This window comes from Bradyrhizobium genosp. L (genome assembly GCF_015624485.1).
Classification (GTDB): Bacteria; Pseudomonadota; Alphaproteobacteria; order Rhizobiales; family Xanthobacteraceae; genus Bradyrhizobium.
In genome coordinates, this window is the sequence record NZ_CP061378.1 from 6,361,134 (window position 1) to 6,379,302 (window position 18,169).

At 59.1% G+C, this 18,169-nt stretch carries 23 protein-coding genes and 1 pseudogene; 12 read left to right on the forward strand and 12 right to left on the reverse strand.

Going from position 1 to position 18,169, the window contains the following annotated elements; genetic code table 11:
• Positions 1-23: 23 nt before the first annotated feature.
• Both IC762_RS30400 and IC762_RS30405 read right to left on the reverse strand, forming a co-directional pair.
• A complete protein-coding gene (locus IC762_RS30400) occupies positions 24-851 on the reverse strand; it encodes a ribonuclease HII (RefSeq protein WP_195790357.1) in 828 nt (275 codons plus the stop codon).
• 79 nt (positions 852-930) lie between these two features.
• Complete coding sequence (locus tag IC762_RS30405) at positions 931-1,986, reverse strand: ATP-dependent DNA ligase (RefSeq protein WP_195790358.1); 1,056 nt, start codon at positions 1,984-1,986, stop codon at positions 931-933.
• 218 nt (positions 1,987-2,204) lie between these two features.
• On the opposite strand from IC762_RS30405, the gene IC762_RS30410 reads away from it, so the two are divergent.
• Together IC762_RS30410 and IC762_RS30415 are read left to right on the forward strand one after the other, a co-directional pair.
• Positions 2,205-2,954 carry a DNA polymerase ligase N-terminal domain-containing protein gene (locus IC762_RS30410; protein WP_195785804.1) on the forward strand — a complete coding sequence of 250 codons (750 nt, stop codon included), beginning with the start codon at positions 2,205-2,207 and terminating at the stop codon, positions 2,952-2,954.
• A 2-nt stretch (positions 2,955-2,956) separates the two neighbouring features.
• Complete coding sequence (locus IC762_RS30415; protein WP_195785805.1) at positions 2,957-4,057, forward strand: DNA topoisomerase IB; 1,101 nt, start codon at positions 2,957-2,959, stop codon at positions 4,055-4,057.
• Between the two features lie 24 nt (positions 4,058-4,081).
• Here the strand turns inward: IC762_RS30415 and IC762_RS35850 are convergent.
• Positions 4,082-4,405: pseudogene (locus tag IC762_RS35850) on the reverse strand (hypothetical protein).
• 17 nt (positions 4,406-4,422) lie between these two features.
• On the opposite strand from IC762_RS35850, the gene IC762_RS30420 reads away from it, so the two are divergent.
• Positions 4,423-4,770, forward strand: a complete 348-nt coding sequence (locus tag IC762_RS30420) for a hypothetical protein (protein ID WP_195785806.1) — start codon at positions 4,423-4,425, stop codon at positions 4,768-4,770.
• Between the two features lie 17 nt (positions 4,771-4,787).
• Positions 4,788-6,059, forward strand: a complete 1,272-nt coding sequence (locus IC762_RS30425) for a DUF892 family protein (RefSeq protein ID WP_195785807.1) — start codon at positions 4,788-4,790, stop codon at positions 6,057-6,059.
• Positions 6,060-6,909: 850 nt separating this feature from the next.
• Here the strand turns inward: IC762_RS30425 and IC762_RS30430 are convergent.
• Complete coding sequence (locus IC762_RS30430) at positions 6,910-7,104, reverse strand: hypothetical protein (RefSeq protein ID WP_195785808.1); 195 nt, start codon at positions 7,102-7,104, stop codon at positions 6,910-6,912.
• 63 nt (positions 7,105-7,167) lie between these two features.
• Complete coding sequence (locus tag IC762_RS30435; protein ID WP_195785809.1) at positions 7,168-7,419, reverse strand: helix-turn-helix domain-containing protein; 252 nt, start codon at positions 7,417-7,419, stop codon at positions 7,168-7,170.
• Positions 7,420-7,497: 78 nt separating this feature from the next.
• Between IC762_RS30435 and IC762_RS30440 the strand changes: the two genes are divergently transcribed.
• The gene (locus IC762_RS30440; protein WP_195785810.1) at positions 7,498-7,755 is read left to right on the forward strand and encodes a hypothetical protein; all 258 of its coding nucleotides are present in this window, start codon (positions 7,498-7,500) and stop codon (positions 7,753-7,755) included.
• Between the two features lie 60 nt (positions 7,756-7,815).
• The gene (locus IC762_RS30445) at positions 7,816-8,409 is read left to right on the forward strand and encodes a hypothetical protein (protein ID WP_195785811.1); all 594 of its coding nucleotides are present in this window, start codon (positions 7,816-7,818) and stop codon (positions 8,407-8,409) included.
• Between the two features lie 659 nt (positions 8,410-9,068).
• On the opposite strand, the gene IC762_RS30450 is transcribed toward IC762_RS30445, so the two are convergent.
• Entirely contained in the window at positions 9,069-9,980 is a 912-nt protein-coding gene (locus IC762_RS30450) for a nucleoid-associated protein (RefSeq protein WP_195785812.1), read from the reverse strand.
• 37 nt (positions 9,981-10,017) lie between these two features.
• Positions 10,018-10,164 (reverse strand): hypothetical protein, encoded by a 147-nt coding sequence (locus IC762_RS35740; protein WP_195790359.1) that lies wholly within the window; start codon positions 10,162-10,164, stop codon positions 10,018-10,020.
• Positions 10,165-10,756: 592 nt separating this feature from the next.
• Between IC762_RS35740 and IC762_RS30460 the strand changes: the two genes are divergently transcribed.
• The gene (locus IC762_RS30460) at positions 10,757-10,963 is read left to right on the forward strand and encodes a hypothetical protein (protein WP_349629737.1); all 207 of its coding nucleotides are present in this window, start codon (positions 10,757-10,759) and stop codon (positions 10,961-10,963) included.
• 43 nt (positions 10,964-11,006) lie between these two features.
• The gene (locus tag IC762_RS30465) at positions 11,007-11,240 is read left to right on the forward strand and encodes a hypothetical protein (protein ID WP_195785813.1); all 234 of its coding nucleotides are present in this window, start codon (positions 11,007-11,009) and stop codon (positions 11,238-11,240) included.
• A 137-nt stretch (positions 11,241-11,377) separates the two neighbouring features.
• Here IC762_RS30465 and IC762_RS30470 read toward each other — a convergent pair whose 3' ends face one another.
• Both IC762_RS30470 and IC762_RS30475 read right to left on the reverse strand, forming a co-directional pair.
• Positions 11,378-11,626, reverse strand: coding sequence for a hypothetical protein (locus IC762_RS30470; protein WP_195785814.1), 249 nt, complete (start codon positions 11,624-11,626; stop codon positions 11,378-11,380).
• A gap of 271 nt (positions 11,627-11,897) precedes the next feature.
• The gene (locus IC762_RS30475) at positions 11,898-12,203 is read right to left on the reverse strand and encodes a sigma factor-like helix-turn-helix DNA-binding protein (RefSeq protein WP_195790442.1); all 306 of its coding nucleotides are present in this window, start codon (positions 12,201-12,203) and stop codon (positions 11,898-11,900) included.
• Positions 12,204-12,244: 41 nt separating this feature from the next.
• Between IC762_RS30475 and IC762_RS30480 the strand changes: the two genes are divergently transcribed.
• From IC762_RS30480 to IC762_RS30490, 3 genes are all read left to right on the forward strand, one after another.
• Positions 12,245-12,553: a helix-turn-helix domain-containing protein gene (locus IC762_RS30480; RefSeq protein WP_433995860.1), complete on the forward strand. Its 309-nt coding sequence runs from the start codon at positions 12,245-12,247 to the stop codon at positions 12,551-12,553.
• A 989-nt stretch (positions 12,554-13,542) separates the two neighbouring features.
• Positions 13,543-13,797: a hypothetical protein gene (locus tag IC762_RS30485; protein WP_195785815.1), complete on the forward strand. Its 255-nt coding sequence runs from the start codon at positions 13,543-13,545 to the stop codon at positions 13,795-13,797.
• 352 nt (positions 13,798-14,149) lie between these two features.
• A complete protein-coding gene (locus tag IC762_RS30490) occupies positions 14,150-14,641 on the forward strand; it encodes a hypothetical protein (protein WP_195785816.1) in 492 nt (163 codons plus the stop codon).
• Between the two features lie 407 nt (positions 14,642-15,048).
• On the opposite strand, the gene IC762_RS30495 is transcribed toward IC762_RS30490, so the two are convergent.
• Both IC762_RS30495 and IC762_RS30500 read right to left on the reverse strand, forming a co-directional pair.
• Positions 15,049-16,152, reverse strand: coding sequence for a hypothetical protein (locus IC762_RS30495; protein ID WP_195785817.1), 1,104 nt, complete (start codon positions 16,150-16,152; stop codon positions 15,049-15,051).
• A complete protein-coding gene (locus IC762_RS30500) occupies positions 16,149-17,228 on the reverse strand; it encodes a hypothetical protein (protein ID WP_195785818.1) in 1,080 nt (359 codons plus the stop codon). The genes IC762_RS30495 and IC762_RS30500 overlap by 4 nt, the downstream gene beginning before the upstream one ends.
• A gap of 97 nt (positions 17,229-17,325) precedes the next feature.
• Here IC762_RS30500 and IC762_RS30505 point away from each other — a divergent pair, with 97 nt between their 5' ends.
• Positions 17,326-17,502, forward strand: a complete 177-nt coding sequence (locus IC762_RS30505) for a hypothetical protein (protein WP_195785819.1) — start codon at positions 17,326-17,328, stop codon at positions 17,500-17,502.
• A 117-nt stretch (positions 17,503-17,619) separates the two neighbouring features.
• Here the strand turns inward: IC762_RS30505 and IC762_RS30510 are convergent, their stop codons facing one another.
• Entirely contained in the window at positions 17,620-18,063 is a 444-nt protein-coding gene (locus IC762_RS30510) for a hypothetical protein (protein ID WP_195785820.1), read from the reverse strand.
• Positions 18,064-18,169: the final 106 nt, after the last annotated feature.

Sequence of the window (18,169 nt, forward strand, 5' to 3'; positions counted from 1 at the left end):
GCCGCCGGGACGGCGCATCCGACCTATGGTTCAGCCTCAGCGCGCTTTGCCGTAGGCCACGGCGGCAGAGGCGGCAGGCCGAGCGCCTTTCGCACCGGCCCGAACGATCGTCGATGCGCCGCGCACGCGCCGAGCCGCTCGAGGGCCGCATAATGTTCCTTTACGGGATAGCCCTTGTGGTCGGCGAAGCCGTAGCCGGGATGACGCGTGTCGAGCATCCGCATCACCGCGTCGCGCTCGACCTTCGCAAGGATGGACGCGGCGGCGATGCTAGCGGATTTGGCGTCGCCCTTGACGATCGGCTGCTGCGGAACGTCGATGGCCTTCAGCCGCTTCGCGTCGATCAGCAGATGCTGCGGCGTCGGCATCAAACCTTGGACTGCGCGCTCCATCGCCCGGATGCCCGCCCAATAAATATTGACGGCGTCGATTTCCTCGACCTCGACGAACGCGACGCACCAACTCGTAGCCTTCTGCTTGATCTCCTTGGCAAGCTCCTCGCGCGCCGCACGGTCGAGCTTCTTCGAATCGTCGACGCCAACGATCCGCGTTCCCGGCTTCAGGATCACGGCGGCGGCGGAGACCGGCCCGGCAAGCGGGCTCATCCCGGCCTCGTCCACGCCCGCTACGGCATGATGGCCGTTCTCCCACAGCGCCGTCTCGAAGCGCAGCATCTTGCGAAGGCGCTGCCCTTCGGACCGGTTGCCGGAACGCCGTTTGTCGATCGCGGCCAGGATGGCGCGCGCGCCGGCGCGTGGGTCGGCGCGCAAGGCCCGCTCGACGCCCGCCTCGAGGGGATGCTCCTCGACGACGTAGCGCCGGCGAATTGCATCGAGTGAATTTCGATTCAAGTTGGCCTCAGCGGGTGGAACTGGCTTGGCTTGATTTCTCGATGAACTTTGCGGCATTTGTCTGAACTCAGCCCCTTTCCTATCCGGAGCGGAAGTTTGATGATCTTCTGGCATCAGGCTTTCCGCCCAGTACATCGCGTACGAGGCCGTGGGCCAGCTTCTGCTCGACTTGGTCCATGGTGCATTGGGCAGGACGCTTGTCCGGACGCCATCTGAGAACGGAGGTGCCGTGACGGAACCGCCCTCCGGTGAAGTGATCGTAGGAGACTTCGACGACGTATTTCGGCTTAATCGGCGTCCACTCTGACGAGCGTTTCGTCGACCATCGGCTCGGACCGCCTGGTGCCTTGCCCGTGAAGCTTCGCTTGGCGAGGATCGCCTCAAGCTTATCGGTCAGCTCAGGCTTGTCCTTTGCCTTTATCGCGGACGAGAAGCCGACGTGGTGCAGCAGCCCCTCGGCGTCGTACAGCCCTAAGAGCATGGACCCAACCACCTTGCGACCAGCCTGCATCTTCTCTGTGTATCTGAAGCCGCCTATGACGCAGTCGGCGCTTCGGTACCGTTTTATCTTCTGCATGCCCTCTCGATTGCCAGCCTGATAGGACAAGTCGAGACGTTTGGCGATCACGCCGTCGCTCCCTCCGCCGGCGGACTGAAGCCAACGCTCCGCCTCCTTTAAGGCTCGGCTGGCCGGAGACAATCGCAAATGTGCGTTTCCCGCAAGATAACTCTCGTCGAAGTCCTCCAGCAGCGGACGCCGTTGGGCCAATGGCTTCGCCGCAACATTCTTCTTGCCTTCTTTCAGAAGGTCGAAAACCAGATAGAGCGCGGGCGTCTTTGCGGCCAGCGTCTTCACGCGGCTCGCAGCGGGATGGATCCTCTGGAGCAAATCGCCGAACGAGAACTCGCCTTCGATTGGCACGACGATCTCGCCGTCCAAAACGAACCTCTTCGCCTTGAGGCCGAGCGCGGCGCCGGCGATTTCCGGAAAGTAACGCTTCAGGTCCTCGCCGCTCTTGGAATGCATCGCGATGTCGTCGGCGTCTCGGGCCAGGATGCAGCGAAAGCCGTCCCACTTGGGTTCGTATTGCCATTCGGGGCCTTCCGGTATTTCGTCGACCGACCGAGCCTCCATGGCGGCGAGCAACGCTGACGACCTGCTCATACCGATCTCTACTCCAGACCGAGACTCTTGTGCGGCCATTCGGCCCACGTTGTCGGCGCAATCGGGCAAGTCACCAGATTGAGCTCCCACGATTTCTTAAAACAGACACCGGCGCCATTCCCGATCTCCACAAAGAGGAACTTTAACGGACGCGGGAACTTTCCGTTCCAGCACGTTCTGAGATGCAGATGGCGAAGAAATCACTCACGACATACCGGGCCAAACGGGATTTTTCACAGACCGCGGAGCCCAACGGCGACGCCAGGGTCAAGAAGGCGAAGCGATCGCGCTTCGTCATCCAGAAGCACGCGGCGTCGCACCTTCACTATGATCTGCGGCTGGAGCTCGACGGCGTCTTCAAGTCATGGGCCGTGACCAAGGGCCCCTCCCTCGATCCTCACGATAAACGACTTGCCGTCGAGGTCGAGGACCATCCGCTGGATTACGGCGACTTCGAGGGCACTATCTCGAAGGGGCAGTACGGAGGTGGCACGGTCATGGTTTGGGATCGCGGACATTGGGATTGCGAAGAGCCGCAAAAGTCCTACCGCAAAGGCAAGCTTGATTTCATTCTAGAGGGAGAGAAACTTCAGGGCGGCTGGATCCTCACGCGCATGCGCAGTCGAGAGGGAGAGAAGCGCACCAATTGGTTGCTCATCAAGCATCGCGATGCGTTCGCGCGCGAGGGAAAGAAGAACGCGGTTTTGAGCGAGGAGGCCTCCGTCGCCTCCGGCCGGTCCATGGATGACATCGCCGCAGGCAAAGGCCGAGGCCCAAAGGCGTTCATCACTGGAAGCAGGTCTCGGGCATCAGCCAAGGCCGAGTGGAGCTCGCATGAGTCCGCGTCGAGCGCTTCCGTCGCGAAGGGGAGGTCTCGGCCGGTAGCGCCGCGGTCGAAGCCGTCATCGAGGAAAAAGGTCGTCGGGAAAAAGGCCTAAAGATGCTGAAGGAAGCCGAAAACGAACGGCTTGGGGACAGGGCGACCGAAGTCGCCGCTGCGATAGCGGAAGAAGGCCTGCGATACGTCAGCGATTCCTCTCCCGGCTTTCGTCGGAAGCGCTCCGGCACGTCGTTCACATATTACGACAAGGAAGGAAAGCGCATCACCGACACGGCGGTAGTCCGCCACATCAAATCTATCGGCATACCGCCGGCCTACGAGTCGGTCTGGATCTGCCCCTCGCCCAACGGTCACATTCAGGCGACGGGCCTCGATGCTCGCGGCCGCAAGCAGTATCGCTACCATCCGAAATGGCGCGAGCTGCGCGACCAGAACAAGTTCGAACACGTCATGCTGTTCGCGACGGCCCTGCCTGAACTGCGCGCTCACGTCGCGACTGACATGAAGCTCGACGGCCTTCCGCGCGAGAAGGTGCTCGCCACGATCATCAGTCTCCTGGAGAAGACGCTTATTCGGGTCGGCAACGCCGAATACGCTGCGACGAACAAGTCGTACGGCCTCACCACGATGCGACGGAAGCACGTCGAGATCGGGCGCGGCGTGCTGCGCTTCGACTTCACGGGTAAGTCCGGCAAGCAATGGAAGCTTCAGGTCGAAGACAAGCGGATAGCCGCGATCGCCCGGCGCTGCGCCGAGATTCCTGGGCATGAACTGTTCAAGTACCTCGACGACGACGGCGAGCCGCGCACAGTCGATTCCGGGGACGTGAACGCTTACATCAAGGGGATCACTCAGCAGGACTTTACCGCCAAGGACTTCCGGACCTGGGCCGGCACGGTGCTTGCCGCGCTCGCGTTGTCGGAGTTCAAGAAGTACGATAGCCAGGCCGAGGCGAAGCGCAACGTCGTCGGGGCCATCGAGCGGGTCGCGAAGCAGCTGGGCAACACGCCGGCGATCTGCAGGAAGAGCTACGTTCATCCGGAAGTGTTGACGGCCTACATGTCCGGCGACTTGGCGAAGATGCTCGACGCAAAGATCGCGCAAAAGTTTAGGCAGCAGTACGCCAAGCTGACATCGGACGAGATCATGGTGCTCGCCTTCTTGCACAAGCGGCTGAAGTCGCTCAAATCTGCCGTGTAATCCTGTCCGTCTGATAGGGCGAGGTCACCGCCGCTTCGATTTCGAATACCACTTAGCGTACGGCGTATTCTTCACGGCGTGCCGGTTGAAATTGGTGCGCCGTCCCTCCACCAGACGGGCCCGCGTTCTCCCAGAGCGCGCTTGGCTTCATCCACCCGTCTGTGAGCTTCGACTTCGCCACCATGGGTTTCTGCGGCTTTGGCTTCCTTAACAGCGCGCGCCCATTAGCCTCTTCACGAGTTGCGCTCTCTCGCTCGGCTCTATGTACGGATTGCTCAGGCGCCAAACCTTCCCCTTCACGATGAAGTAGCGCCCATCCGGCGTGACCGGATGCCGGATTCCACTCATGCTATCAGATGAAAGGCTTGCTGCCGGTCACCGCGACGATCGTGCCTAAAGTACAGCTGGATCTGGGTTCGGCGATCGCGCTTGCCCCGGGATCGGCCCGACCCAAAATCCTGAACGACGCGCTCGACAGCGAGCCCGGCCGAATGGCGGATGCCGAACTCTCCGATAACGATATTCTCCAAAACAAATCTCCCGACATCTCATCATCCGCGGACAATCATTGTGGCGACTGGACGGTTCCAAAACTCACCCTCGGGCGCTGGCGGCAAGCGCTGCCTGACGTCTCGGCCAAGAGCGCGAGGTGGCCTGTCCCGCATAGGAACGGGCGCGCCTTTGCAAGCTTGATCGTCGGCAACAGGTTGTGAGCCGTAGGAGACGAAAAATGTATCACCACGTCAAAAAACTCATGTTTACCGTCCGCGTCGACGAGCCCGATGTCCGCTTCGGCAACATGCTGCTCGAGCAGTTCGGCGGCGCCAACGGCGAGCTCGCCGCCGCGATGCAGTATTCGATCCAAGGCCTCAACTGCGAGGATCCCGACCGCAAGGATCTGCTCATGGACATCGGCACCGAGGAACTCAGCCATCTCGAGATCGTCGGCACTCTGGCGCGGATGCATCTCAAGCCGTCGAAATTCGATCGGGAAGCGGCGGAGGCCGATCCCCTGATCGCCATCGCCGGCGGTGGCGGCGTCAATCTGTTCAATTCGCAGGGTAACGCCTGGACGGCCGACTACCTCAAGATTACCGGGGAGCTCGATGTCGATCTGCGCAGCAACATTGCCGCCGAGGCCCGTGCGAAGATCGTCTACGAACGCCTCATCAATTTCTGTGACGATGCCGGCACCAGGGACGCGCTGCAGTTTCTGATGACGCGCGAAATCACCCACATGAAGGCGTTCTCTCTCGCGCTGGAAAGTCTAGGCAAGCCGTCGCTCAGCATCGGCCGCGTCGCGCCCACGCCCGGACTGGTCGATCAATACTTCAACGACTCGACCGGATCGGGAGACCACGGCGAGATCGACGCCCGTGGTCCCTGGAACGAAGGAGGCGACTGGGTCTTCACGGAATCGCCCGCGATCCAGGCGGGCGACATTTCCGCAGACAGGGCCATCGTTACCGAAAGTTCGCCGGCCGCGGACGAGGCCGGGCTCAGTGACCTCCTGGTCAACGAACTGCGCGACATCTTGCACGCTGAAAAGCAATTGACCAAGGCGCTTCCCAAGATGGCAAAGGCGGCCCGATTCGATCAGTTGCGCGAACTCTTCGAACAACACCTGACCGAAACCGAAGCGCAGGTCGAACGTCTGAACGAATGCTTCGAATTGTTGGGTTCGTCCGCACGCGCCAAACCTTGCAAGGGCATGATGGGACTGGTCGAGGAAGGGGAAGAAGTCATCGCCGAGGGATGCAAAAAGGAGAATGCAGCTGCCGATCTCGCGCTGATCGGCGCAGCCCAGCGCGTCGAACACTACGAGATCGCCGGATACAGCACGGCCCGCAACCTCGCGAGCCAGCTTCGTCACAGCGCAATCGTCGCACTCCTGTCGAAATCACTAGCCGAAGAGGAAAATGCTGACCAATTGCTCAATCAGGTCGCCCGCTCCTTGATGTCGGTCGCTAGGATGCCGACAGCGCTCGAGCAGTCCGAATAAGCTTCGCTCCGTTGAGGTCGTTCTAGTACACGTAAGCCGACCTCGCGGGTCGAATGTCGAAAAACCTCGACTTCGTCGCCCAAACCTCGTGCGGAGATCATCGCTCGGAAGAAGTGCGTTGCAACCGAGCGCACCGCGTCTCAGGGCCGACGCGGCAGGAACGCTGCCGTCCCTCGCCCGTTGCCTAGCCTCGAACAAGGGAGCTTCGAATGACAGATCGGGTACGGCGCGGAATACTGAGGGGCGTAGCAGCGGCTGGCGCATTCGCCGCGGCAGCTGCAACCGCGCAGGTACGCTCCAACAGCGGTCCGAAGCAGCTCGACGCAAGCCGGTGCCCGAGGCGCCGCCCGAGCGCAGCGCCGGTCCGATTCGACCCGGCCGGGGCTCCATGCCCCGGGACAAAGTCGTCGTCGTGACGGCGCGGCGCGCGGAATCGGCCGGGCGATCGCCGTTGAGATGGCGGCTAACGGCGCCGTCGTGGTGGCCGTCGACATCGCCGGCAAGGTGTCGGCGCGCCAGGCTGCCGGAGCATCGGCGGCTGTTTCGACGGACGAACCCGCTCTACGGGAACGCGCCCGGCCATTGCGTTTCTCAGCCTCGGTCACCCAATGATCTTTAGCCCGCAGCCACGAGTCTATGAGATCGGTGACCAATCCTTGCCTGCGATGAGAATGCCATTGACGATTGTCTCCCCCTCCCGAACTTCTTCTCTATCCACGCCGTCCAGCAATGCCGGATGCCAGAACCGCTTAGCAATGCCAAGCGCGGGCCGCTGGAATGGCCCCCACGCACCGCTCTCGATATTCGCGCCCTGTGCCATCCTGATGTAGTTCGCCGGCGCATTGTCCGGTCACCTTCGCGCCAACATCACGCCGATCAAGAACGCGACCATCAGAGATTGGATTGGAGCTTCGCGGGTGGCCCTGGAGAGGCGGTCGAGCCAGGTCGGCATTGTGTCATTGTCGACGAGTGGGCTCGAGAAGGCCCGAAGCGTTACAGCGGCTTCCGATTGTGGCGGATCCGCCACGACGTCGTCGGTCGTCATCCCAGGTGCTCCCACAATGCAGGTTGGGAACGCGGGATGCGCCACGCGGTTCCTAGAGCGGTCTTACCGGGCCTTCCCTCGCTTCCTCATCCTCACCCCCGCTCCGCCGCCGTTCTCAGGGATGAACTCGACGCCAGCTTTCTCGAGGGCGATTCGGACAGCCTCTCGAACGTCTTCTGAAACGGACGGCCCGTCGTCGCCCTCCCTTTCGAGACGTTTGATTGTTGGCAACGAGCGCTTTGCTGCTTCCGCTAGTTCGGTCTGAGACCATCCCAGCAGACCGCGGGCTGCTCTTATCTGTTCGATGGAAATCATGGTAATTGTCGATTGACACTTTTTGGATCAGGGATATGATCCATTTTGTATCAAGACTGATCGTCAAAGGCAATCCCAATGACCAAACCCACCGTTTCAGCGGCCGGCGGAGCTATGCCTTCTCGCATCCTCAGCCGTCACAACCTGATCGACGAGGCGACCGGTGAGGTGAACCTGTGGGTCCTGAAGGGCCTCGCCCGCCGTGAGGCTCTGGCAACATATGGCGCCATTACGCCGCGGTCCCTCCGCTCCGCTCTCCGCGAGCATGCCGGCCCGATCCCGCAGCTCCAGACGGCTTGGCGCGAGCGCCACGGCTGCCCGTCGAATACGTCCTAATCACCGCTTTTGGTCCCGCCCGCGATGGCGTGCGCCGCTCGGCCTTCTGAGGAGACTCCCATGCTGGCCCCCTCCAACCCTCGCGCGCTCCAAGTCCCAGCCCGCCATCTCCGCCGTGGTGATGTCACTGGCTCCGGCGAAACCGTCCTATCGGTGAGCATCGGCGCTCGGACGCCGCGCGGCAAAGTCGAGGTCGCGCTTCAAAAGGGAGACCGGAAGCGCAGCGCTCACTGGAACGCCAGCACCATGATCGGCGTGCGTCGGGATATGCCGGCTACTCCCATTCCGGCGCCGGCTGAAATCCCCCTCTCCGATCGGCTGTCTACCTTCAAAGAGTTGGCGACATTCGATGCCGCCGCGGCTTGGGACAAGCTGGCACCGGTACAGCAACGCGAGATTGGCACGCTGGCGCTGAGGTTTGGGACCGTCGGCCAGTGCGGCGGCTTCTTCCATGAGACGCTGGACGGCGTCCGGAAGGGCTTTGAGACCGGCCACTGGTCACCGGAAGCTCAGGCAACCGCCATCTGGCCCTCCCTGCATATCCAGCTCGTCGAGAGCGCGGCGCAGACCGCGTTCCAGGCTCTCTGCGACCACTTCGATCCGCTCTGGCCGCAACTGTTCGGCTGGTTGCGGGAATCGACCACGCAGCGCTGAGCACAACTCAGGTCAACGCAACAATCCAAGGAGATCGACCATGATGGACGCCAGTATCAGCAATGTCATCCAATTCCAGCAACCAGGGGCGCGTCGAGCGCGTCCCTATCTGCCAAGCCGCCTGTCTGAATGGTTTTCGACCGAAGATCTTCCGACCGGAACGGCCAAAAACCGGAGGCTTCGAAGCCAACGCCGAGCGGCATGGTTCAAGGCCGAAGCCCTCGTTCGTTATTGGACGGTGCGCAAGGACCTTCACAGCGCAATTTCGTACGCCCAGAGCCATGGACTTTCGGAAGGATACATGCCCGTCTTTGTGCCCCAAGGATTGCGTTGGGAACTGCATGATCGTCGGGACATGCCCGGAAGGCGGTCGACGAATACGTTGCTGCATCGTGACAGAAACTCCAGAATAGCCGCGGGTCAATGGTCCGCATCACGCCGGAACATGACTTGCAGAAGCTGATGCGCGGCTTGACTGTAGCGGCCCTTAAAAAACGTTGCCTACGCTCCGACTGCAACCTTCAAGCTGGCCACGTCTCATCGTCCGGCTCTCAAGAAAACAAGATCGAGCCTCCCGCGGTGCCGCTCGGCTACGCGCTCGCCCCATTTCTCGTAGATAGGACGTTCTTGGTTCCAACGCGCTAAGAACTCTTCTTCGGTCATGACTGATCGCGGATGTGATCGCGCACTGTGATCCCCGTCCATTGCTGCGACGTACCGTCACTCGCTTTGCCATCGATGGTCTCAACAGTGACCATCTCCTTGAAAGCCTCAGGTGGAGCAGTGAATTTGATGCTGTTCGAGAATACCATTTTGCGAGGGCGCAGTTGACTATGAAGATCCGCGATATCCTTCTGTATTGCGGTCATTGGAAACTTCTTGGCCTTCATAAACGTCTGGAAGTCGTCCGCGGTTTCGTCTTTGAAGAAAGTCTTCGCGAACGAGTTCACGCTGAGCGTGGGCGCCTGGTCGATCTTTAGGTAGGTGTACAGGCCTGTCATCAAGACTGCCCGCTTCTCTTGCGGGACATCCAAGGACTTGATGAATGCCTTAGTGTGATCGAAGAAGGCTTTGGTTAAAAAAGCGCTGTTCTGAGGGATGACGCAGCAAAGAAATGCTTCGTAGAAATACTGGGCGGCGCCGTCGCGGTTCGCGCTGCTCATGTGGCTGTCGAAGACGAAAGCCTTCCACCCATCCGGAAACTTCTTAACGTCCGCTGCTGGGTCGACGTGGACGAACATACCAATCTTGTAGAGCTTGGCGGCAGGCGTAAGGAACAAGTCCTTCAAGTAGGCAGCGTCCAACGCGCCTCTCTTCACCTCGCGCAGAAATCCCGATTGCGTTTCAGCTTTGATGATGCCGAGAAAGGGGCGCGCAGGGCTCCCAACTGTCCCAGAGAACACTACGACGATGCCGCCGGGCAATGTGCGCGCAATTTGCTTGGCCGTGAGTTGATCGGCGATAGCCTGTGACTGTTGAGCAAACTGCGTATCGTTCGCTTTGATGAGTTTTGCTGCGATCTTCGCACCTGGTGAGCAACGTGCGAATGCGCCGTCTCTTAGGCGGATCACCGAGTTCCTGGTTGGTCGCCGGCCCGGCGCGACAAGATCAAAGTTGAAGCGGCGTAACCGTCGACCCTAATCGGCGAGGCTTCGGGAAGCTCGGATCGTCGAGCCTGACGAAATGATATTCCTGATCGCCGTCGTGGGGAGTTCTTCTTCCGGTCGCGCCGAACTCGGTCGCACCGCCGAAGATGCGGAAGCTTTCGCTTGCGGCACGGGTACCTGTTCAGATCACTGTGGCGGAGTTCGCCAACGTTCGCCGACGCTTATTCAACGGATATTCGACAACTTGCCCGAAACGAACCTAAGTCATTGAAATTTATGGCGCTCCCTAGGGGAATCGAACGACGAGGGCTGACAATATTTCTATTGAAATTACAATGGCTTATTATGGGCGTCTTTTCACGTGTATCTACGCAATGTATCTACGTTGCAAGCCGTTCTTTTGTCCCCAACAAATAGGAAGCGGCCTTTTACCTCGCCGGCCGCGCGGCCAGAACGAATGCCGCACAAACCGTAATTTCAACCGTAACAATCCGTTACTGGAGCGACCCGCTCACTACGGAGGGTAGCAGCCGCTCGCATTGTCTTGAGCAAGCTAAATGAGTAGTTCGCGCACCTTGAGTAATTCTCAAAATAAATCAGTGGCTTAACATAGGTTAGCGAAACCAAATTGCCCGCCGGTTAATTGTAATTCGTCGCCGCACGGCCCTTGGCATTTAAATCGGTGATGGAACGCCGTCACCGCGATTTCGCCTCCTCACGGAATGGAAAAGGGAAAGCGCATGACGATCAAGCGTCGTAAACGAATCAAACAAATTGAAACTCTGGAAGAGCGGCTTGCCCATCAAGCCGATGAGCTTCGGGAGAGAGCCAAAGCAATGCCGGCCGGCGTCGAGAAGGAGGCGCTGCTCAAGCGCGCTCGCCAAGCGGAGACCGGCGCGCACTTGAGCGAATGGCTGAGATCGCCCGGTCTGCGGCCACCGGATTGATAGGCCGAATAGAAACCGCATTGTCGGTGCCGAATTGGCTGTCATGGGCGAGTCCTACGGCACCAGATTCACCGTCGTTGAGCTGACGGCTGACGACACTAAAACGCAGATTTGGGTTGCGCTCGCCAAGCCAAGTCAGGCGCTGACGCTGGTGCTGGCCGAGGCTCCGGAGGGCGCCACCGCTCAAGTCTTGGACCTGGCGCTAACGGACGAGCAGCAAAAACTGTTCGAAGAGCTTAGGCTGGAGCCGGGGGATGTTCACAGGATAGATAAGTAGGCGCCCATATATCTTTGAACCTTTCCTCGGCCCGACAAGACGGATCAATATCTGGGATTTTGTTCGTACCCTCTCGGGGCTAGACGGCCGCGCCGCCTGTAAGATTTTCAAACGGGCGGCGTAGCTTTGTGAGCCGCCTACGCAGGCCTGCGCCGATCGGCCTCTGCCCTATTCGCAGCCTTAAGCTGGCCATCAATGTACTCAGCCACGTCACCCACTTCCTCGCGCAGTGCCTCCTCAGTGATGCCCTGCCCCTTGGCGGCCTCGACAATGCGCCGCGTGAGTTCGGCCACGTCCTGAGATGCGCCGGCTGTTCGATATTGCTCCACAGCGTGCACGCTATTCTCAACCCAGAAATCGATAAACTCTCGTGCCTTTGCGCTCATGATTTCTGTCCCTGACCGTCTCCCTGATATCGGATACGTTCAGAAAATATCAATCAGGTGCGCTATCTCGGAACTAATAGCGCTCTTCCGCGTTACGCGCACGCCGAACAGATTTGCGGGGGAGCGCAAATGCGAGCAGAGCGACTATTACAGTTCGCCATCGTGGGGTTGTTTGTTTTTTCGGCCGTCTTGACGACTATGCTGGTCTTGGGCGGCCCGTGATGACCCGGAAGCAGCAGTGCTCGACGCGGGTCGTCTTGCGCTCGCAACCTTAGTCTTTCTCTGCCGTTCGCTTCCGCAAAACGGTCAACCGGCCGCTGACTGCGGCCTCGGTGCGCCCCAGCTTCTGGGCGATCTCGCGCAGCGTCAAACCCGTCTCGCGAATCAACTGTAAAAGCCTTTGTTCTTCTTCTGCGGACCATAGCTTAGTTGGCAAAACCATCCACCTTGAGTGAGCCTCGTCCCCGTCCTTATGCACGAGCGAGTGCAGAATATCCGCCGCGCTCTTCAGATTCGAAATTTTCACCTGAGTATCCGAAAGATCAACCAAGTGGTCGTTCATTTCCGCCGACACCATTGCAATTTCCCCAGTAGCGGAATCGCTACACTGTAGCCATAATGTCAGTTGTTGCTACGTCAAGTCGTTTTCGCTACGAAGTAGCGGATACGAACACGACCTTTGGGGCATTAATGATTTCCGCTTCGCAATCTCGCATGGCTCGCGCCGCCCTAAATCTCGGAGTCCGCGAGGTCGCAGAGGCCGCCAGCGTATCGACCAATACCATCACCAGGCTAGAGCGCGGCGAGGAGCTGCTGCCCAGAACTGTGGCTGATATCCGCGCCGCATTCGAGGCGGCAGGAGTTGTCTTCCTCGAAGACGGCGAGTTGATTGATGGCGGCGCCGGTGTGAGGCTTGCGCGAAAGTAGAGTTGCGATAGGCCTGTGTTGCGCAGTGAGGAGACCTGCGGGTTGTTGTAGAATGGGGCAAACGGACAAGCCATGAAGCTACCATCGTAACCAGCGGCATGTGGAGATCATATGCGAGATCATGGTGGTGGTGGCGATCCTCATTACGGTTATGGGCTGGCATATTTGAGGTACCCCACCCCGAGTTGGGGCTGAAGGCAAAAAATAGTGGATTTCATAAAGGCCGCGATAGGATCGTTGCAACTGCCGCACTGGCTCATTGCGGCGGGCGCGCTGCTGTTGGTTGCCGGCCTGATTGGGCGTGGGATCAATCGCAGGCAGTTGGATAAAGCCGATCGAGACAGCGCGCCGAGCGCTGAGCCTCGTCCACCAGCACCGCCGCTGCCAGATCTACTCGACTCTAGGCCGCGGAAGGATCGGCGCCAAAATCCCAGGTAACCACGTCCGAGAGCGCCGCCAAGAAGTAGGAGTTGCCCCCGCAACTCCCCTCGATCTAGGGTAGCGGGCACGCGGGCTATGTTGCCGCGCGGCGCATCACAGTTGATATCAAGCCGAGAAAGAGTGGCTCGGACGACAGCGGCGAAACGGCGATGGGTCTAAATGAATCACCAAACGAATGCCCAAGGCAGGAATGCAGTCACGCCGGCCTGCCACGATTGCTCCGGCCAAGTATCGTTCAGCGCGCGAGCCTGCCCGCACTGCGGCTCGACAGAGCCCTTCGGTCCGCATCGACTGACCGTGAGAGAGGCACGCCGTCATAGGATTGAGGAACGCAATGACAGGCTGCTGATTCTAATGACGGTCGGATTTGCCATAGTTGGTGGGCTCTACGGTATAGAAACAAGTTCAAGCGCGCTTGGTGCCATCATCTCAGCACCGTTCTACGGTCTCCTTGGCGCTGCGATCGCCGCGCCACTCGCCTTCGCAATCAACGTTACACGCAGTTGGCGGTAGGGCCTCAGCAAAAACTCACAGTGCTTGGAAACACGATGACACTTACAAGCATTGCCCTTGGATTATTGTCGGGTTTTATCGGCTGGATACTCACCGAGTTTGTCGCAAAGCCGTTCCGTCGCGGCCTAGACTTGGTAATCGAAGTTCGAACAATGGCGATCATCTTCGATAACGTCCCAACGCGCTATCGAACACAATCAACGGACGGCTACGGCCCTTTCTTCGGCACAGAAGCAACAAAAGAAGACCTTGATCGCTTGCGCGCTGCCGAAGAAGGCTACCGCGAATAGGTGCAAAGCTTCAGGCGTTCGCTAAGACAGAGCCGCTGGCAACCTGGGCGCTTCGTTTATTGGGCATCAAGGTTTCGGAAGCAGGAGTGGCACTGTTATCCGTGTCGAATACCATTGGCGTTTATGGACAAGAGCGGCGAGATTCAAAAGCGCGGCTTGAGGCTGCAATACGAATTCATTCCCTGCGTTAGCGGCCGCGGTCGTCTGGCGGTAATAGCTTGAGGTGGATGGTCATTCCCTGCTCCGATAATAACGCTAGCGCTGGGAGTCATCGGCCTCAAATGCAACTAAAGGCTTAGTTGCCGCCCAACGCCCACTCGATCTAAAATTGCGGATTGTCTGGGGGATTATTATGAAAATTATTGTTGCGCTTGGCGGCGCCCTTTTGCTCGCCGGTTGCGTTGCTCAAGCTGAAACCGTGCCCGAAGATCCGCTTGTTTGGGGACGCGTCGATTGCCAGCGATTGGCGGACAATCCCGTTCTTCAGGTCGACTTTGAACAAGCAAGGACCATTTGCTCCTCGCGCGGACAGGCTGCCTCGATCGCGACAACCGCAAATATGCCGGATGGGCACGGCCTTGCCGGTGCTCTTGTCGCAGGCATGAACAAGGGTGTCGTCGGCAGCCAAATCGGCAACGCAACTGTTGCTGGATGCATGGGAGAAATGGGCTATCTCATGAAAACGAGGAGCGAACACCTCGCGATGTGTGAAGCCGTGTTAGAGCATAGGAAGAGGACCGCTTCAGTTCCGGCAGCTCCCAAGAGCACGAAACCAGCGCCGAAATTGCCAAGCCTGGCCGCGATCGTTAACGCTCCGACAAACGCTACGTCAGGACCGAAGTGAAGCCTCGGCCCCGCAGCGCTGCAGTGACACCCGCCGCCTGCCACGGCTGCGGCGATGGCGTATCCTCAGTGCTGCATCTTGTCCGCGCTGCGGCTCGACCGAGCAGAAAGCTCCAACAATCCGCTTCTAAGACCGACTGGACCCGTCTCGCCCAGCAACGCGTCAATTTGACGGAACCTGTTAAGCATACGATCTAGCTTGGCGATCCTTGCCTCGATCTGCAACTTGTCACTGCAATGTCGTGTGCGTGGCATGATCTGACGCCGCATTTAACCTCGCTCCGAATAAATAGAATAAAACAAGGCCTAGTTTACAGATTTCCACAAGCTTGTTGATACCGATCAACTACGGTCCGCATTGCTGACGTAACCATCCAATTCATTCGCCCCGACCAGCCCCCCAACCCTTCAAGCCAGCACCCGCCTCGCCTTGGCATCCCTGACCGTCGAAACAATGCGGCCGGGCAATGTAGCGTCATGCTGCGCCAGCGCGGCTTTGATAAGCGCCACCGTCTTATCGCTGGCGTCGCCCTGAATGACCACCGTGCTGCCAGCGTTGACATTAACCCCACCGCCTCCGCCATTCCTAAGAATGTCGTTCGGGATAACCTGCGCGCCCTTGGGGATGTTCAAAATCTCAGGACCGTTCTCGCCAACGAGCGACATGCCGCCCGGCGCGTTGTCTGTGCCTGAAGCGAACCCCGGCCCGTAGAATGCGCCGCCCGTCCCACTCGCCAGTGTGGCATTGGAGGCGTTAATCGCGGAAGTGTTCGACGCGGGACTACCACCAACACCCAACAGCCCAAGCAGACCACCACCCGACGTGCCACCAAACGCCGATGACCACAGATTATCGGCCGCCATCTGCGCGAGTTTGTCAGCAATCTTGCCGAGAGCACTGACGCCGGCAGTCTTAAGCGCATCCATCGCAGAAGCGCCGTTGCGGATCTGGGGTTCAAAGTCGACCAGGAATCCGCTGTTGACCTGCTGGCCTAACTGGCCGAGTTGCTGGATTGTACTGTTGAAGCGCAGCGACGCCGCTTCGCTTGATCTTAGCGCAGCCGGGATGTCATCGCCGTAGATGCCCTTAAGCTGATTGGCAATGGCAAGGTCTTGCGGAGTCAGCAATGCGGTCTGCTGGCCACGCGAGATGTCAGACGCCACTTTAGCCTTGGCGAGCGCGTCGGCTGCCTCAGCAGCGTCCTGCGCCAGATCTTGCATCTGGTCCAAGACTTTTTGCGTGACCGGAATCCCGGCTTGCTGGGCTGCAGTCAGAAGCTGGGCGTTCGCTTTAGCTTCCTCGGTGGCAGCCGCGCCCTGCCCTTGCGCGTTGGCCTCAGCCGTTAGGCGCGCCGTGTACTTTTCGAGCGACTCCTTGGCTCGGTCGTAGGAGTCGGCGGCATCGCCGCCGGTTTTCCTGGCAGGAATCTTCGTCTTTATATCGTCAGCGTCTTGTTCTGCGTCAGACGCCGCGTCCGCGGCAGCCCACTGCTTTTTGAAAGCAGCATTCATCTGCTCTTCAGATGGATATATCGATATATCGGCTCGACAATCTGACTAGCTGCATAGCCGGATATCGTTTTCGCCGCCTCTTCTGGCGACTGTATCTTTACGCTTGCTGCGAATGCCGCACCAAGAGCGGTCCAGGTGCTTACCGAAAACGCTGGTGAATTCTCAAACTCTTGAATCGCGTTGTGAAGATTGTCGGTGTCGATCTTGATAACGCGCGTATCTGACACACCCGTTGGTTCTGCCAGCCCCTTCAACGCAGCATCGCTGCTGGCCTGGATATCCGAGCGACCCGGAAGGTTTTTTAAAAGCTTGGCACCCTTCTCAATCAGATTGTCGAAGAGCGGAACCAGGTCAACGAGCGCAGATCGCAGATACGTAGAAAAGGACTCCGAACTGTTCTTCCATTTCTTATCGAAATCAGCCGCACGCTCAACAATATCGCTATCGATTACTGATCCTGCGTCCTGAGCGGCGCCCTCTAGCTTGTTGAGGCCGGCGGATCCCTGATCCAGCAGCGGAACCCAATCCTTTGCGAGGCCAAGCATGCCGGCGATGACCGACTTGTCCGCCGGAGTGTTCGAGTTCCTTATGAGGTCAGCGCCAGCCGAAAGAAGCTGGTTGATCGTAATAAGTTGACCGGCCTGGTTCTTATACTGAACACCGTTTGCGTCGAGCAGCTTTGTCAGCGAGTTCTCGTTGACCAGTGCATCATTGAGCAGCTTGCCGGCATTCTGGAGCCCCGCCAAAGAATCAGAATTGCCGATGCCAACGGTCGATGCGGCATACTGAAGTTTCTGGACCTGGTCTGTCGTTGTACTAAGATACCTGGCAGCATCCGCAACGCTCGCCAATTGGCTGTTGACGCTGATCAGCGCAGCCACAAGGCCGGTAACGGCTCCTGCTGCGCCGGTAGCTGCGGCGCCGAGCGCGGCAAAGCCGCCAAAGTCTGGATTCAGACTCGCAAACGACTGCTCGATCCGACTAATAGCGCTATCCGCCATGTCACCGGCCGTATTCATATCGGCCGCGAACGCGTCGAGCTTGGCTCCGAGTTGGACTACTAGATCTGTGGACATTAATACTTCCTAGAGTTGAACGTTGCAGAACGCGCACAGGTTTGAGTTCCCGGTGCCACGTGCTAAAGCGCGCTCCTAACAATGAAGGAGCGCCGAGTTGGCCAAAAAGAAAAAGACAATCCGTCGCTGGACGAAGGATGATGTTCGCAACCTAAAGACGTTAGCCAAGCAGCGGGCCGGCGTCGCAAAAATTGCAAAAGCACTGAAGCGAACTCCGGCCGCTACGATGGTAAAAGCGTCGTTGTTGGGCGTCTCGCTCGACACGCGGAGTTGAAGCGCCCGCTTGGGGCGCGGCGCGTAGTCCGGGCTAAGGGGTTGGGATAACCGAGGCCGCAACGACAGCCGCGTGAGGCGACGCCGAACTAAGTTCGAGCAAGGTTCGCGGCTAAATTCAGGGCCGCTCCCGCCGATGCTTCGTTCCTTGCGGAGCTGGAGCGGTCTGCGGTGCCGGCGCCGAGGTTTCTGCCCTTGCCGATTCCAACGAATTGACCCGCGCACTTAATGCGCCGAGCTGGTCGGACAACAACTTCTGTTCGCCCTGTTGTGCTGAAGTCTTCTGTTGAGCGTCGCCGACCTGAGCAGCCAGCTTCTGTTGGTCAGCCTGGATCCCTTGCACCGCCTGCTGTAGAGACGCCAAGGTCTGCTTAATCTGATCAATGGCAGGGTCCGCAGGAGGAGCTACCGCAGCATGTTCTTGCGAAGCGGCAAGTTTCGTAGTGTTGCTGTAGCTCATCCAAAGTGCACCGCCAGCGACGACGAGGGCGACGAGCGCGACGAGCAACGGCAGCACCGATCGCGGCCGTGCATCGGCAGACGGTAAAGGGTCGTCGGTCATGAGGATTTCCCCGATTGTGGACGATGTTTAACCATCCAAATCCAGGTTGGTTCCATGTAGCGGCGCGCATTGCTTCGGGAAAGCGTCATTCTGATGAACAAGCCAG

What these genes read in the sequence shown, in the direction of transcription:
- IC762_RS30440 (WP_195785810.1), top strand. Translation starts at nt 7,498, where the DNA reads ATGACCAAACCCACCGTTTCAGCGGCCGGCGGAGCTATGCCTTCTCGC.
- IC762_RS30445 (WP_195785811.1), top strand. Translation starts at nt 7,816, where the DNA reads ATGCTGGCCCCCTCCAACCCTCGCGCGCTCCAAGTCCCAGCCCGCCAT.
- IC762_RS30460 (WP_349629737.1), top strand. Translation starts at nt 10,757, where the DNA reads ATGACGATCAAGCGTCGTAAACGAATCAAACAAATTGAAACTCTGGAA.
- IC762_RS30430 (WP_195785808.1), bottom strand. Translation starts at nt 7,104, where the DNA reads ATGACGACCGACGACGTCGTGGCGGATCCGCCACAATCGGAAGCCGCT.
- IC762_RS30510 (WP_195785820.1), bottom strand. Translation starts at nt 18,063, where the DNA reads ATGACCGACGACCCTTTACCGTCTGCCGATGCACGGCCGCGATCGGTG.
- IC762_RS30410 (WP_195785804.1), top strand. Translation starts at nt 2,205, where the DNA reads ATGGCGAAGAAATCACTCACGACATACCGGGCCAAACGGGATTTTTCA.
- IC762_RS30480 (WP_433995860.1), top strand. Translation starts at nt 12,245, where the DNA reads ATGTCAGTTGTTGCTACGTCAAGTCGTTTTCGCTACGAAGTAGCGGAT.
- IC762_RS30490 (WP_195785816.1), top strand. Translation starts at nt 14,150, where the DNA reads ATGAAAATTATTGTTGCGCTTGGCGGCGCCCTTTTGCTCGCCGGTTGC.
- IC762_RS30405 (WP_195790358.1), bottom strand. Translation starts at nt 1,986, where the DNA reads ATGGAGGCTCGGTCGGTCGACGAAATACCGGAAGGCCCCGAATGGCAA.
- IC762_RS30435 (WP_195785809.1), bottom strand. Translation starts at nt 7,419, where the DNA reads ATGATTTCCATCGAACAGATAAGAGCAGCCCGCGGTCTGCTGGGATGG.
- IC762_RS30470 (WP_195785814.1), bottom strand. Translation starts at nt 11,626, where the DNA reads ATGAGCGCAAAGGCACGAGAGTTTATCGATTTCTGGGTTGAGAATAGC.
- IC762_RS30415 (WP_195785805.1), top strand. Translation starts at nt 2,957, where the DNA reads ATGCTGAAGGAAGCCGAAAACGAACGGCTTGGGGACAGGGCGACCGAA.
- IC762_RS30465 (WP_195785813.1), top strand. Translation starts at nt 11,007, where the DNA reads ATGGGCGAGTCCTACGGCACCAGATTCACCGTCGTTGAGCTGACGGCT.
- IC762_RS30500 (WP_195785818.1), bottom strand. Translation starts at nt 17,228, where the DNA reads ATGTCCACAGATCTAGTAGTCCAACTCGGAGCCAAGCTCGACGCGTTC.
- IC762_RS30475 (WP_195790442.1), bottom strand. Translation starts at nt 12,203, where the DNA reads ATGGTGTCGGCGGAAATGAACGACCACTTGGTTGATCTTTCGGATACT.
- IC762_RS30495 (WP_195785817.1), bottom strand. Translation starts at nt 16,152, where the DNA reads ATGAATGCTGCTTTCAAAAAGCAGTGGGCTGCCGCGGACGCGGCGTCT.
- IC762_RS30425 (WP_195785807.1), top strand. Translation starts at nt 4,788, where the DNA reads ATGTATCACCACGTCAAAAAACTCATGTTTACCGTCCGCGTCGACGAG.
- IC762_RS30485 (WP_195785815.1), top strand. Translation starts at nt 13,543, where the DNA reads ATGACACTTACAAGCATTGCCCTTGGATTATTGTCGGGTTTTATCGGC.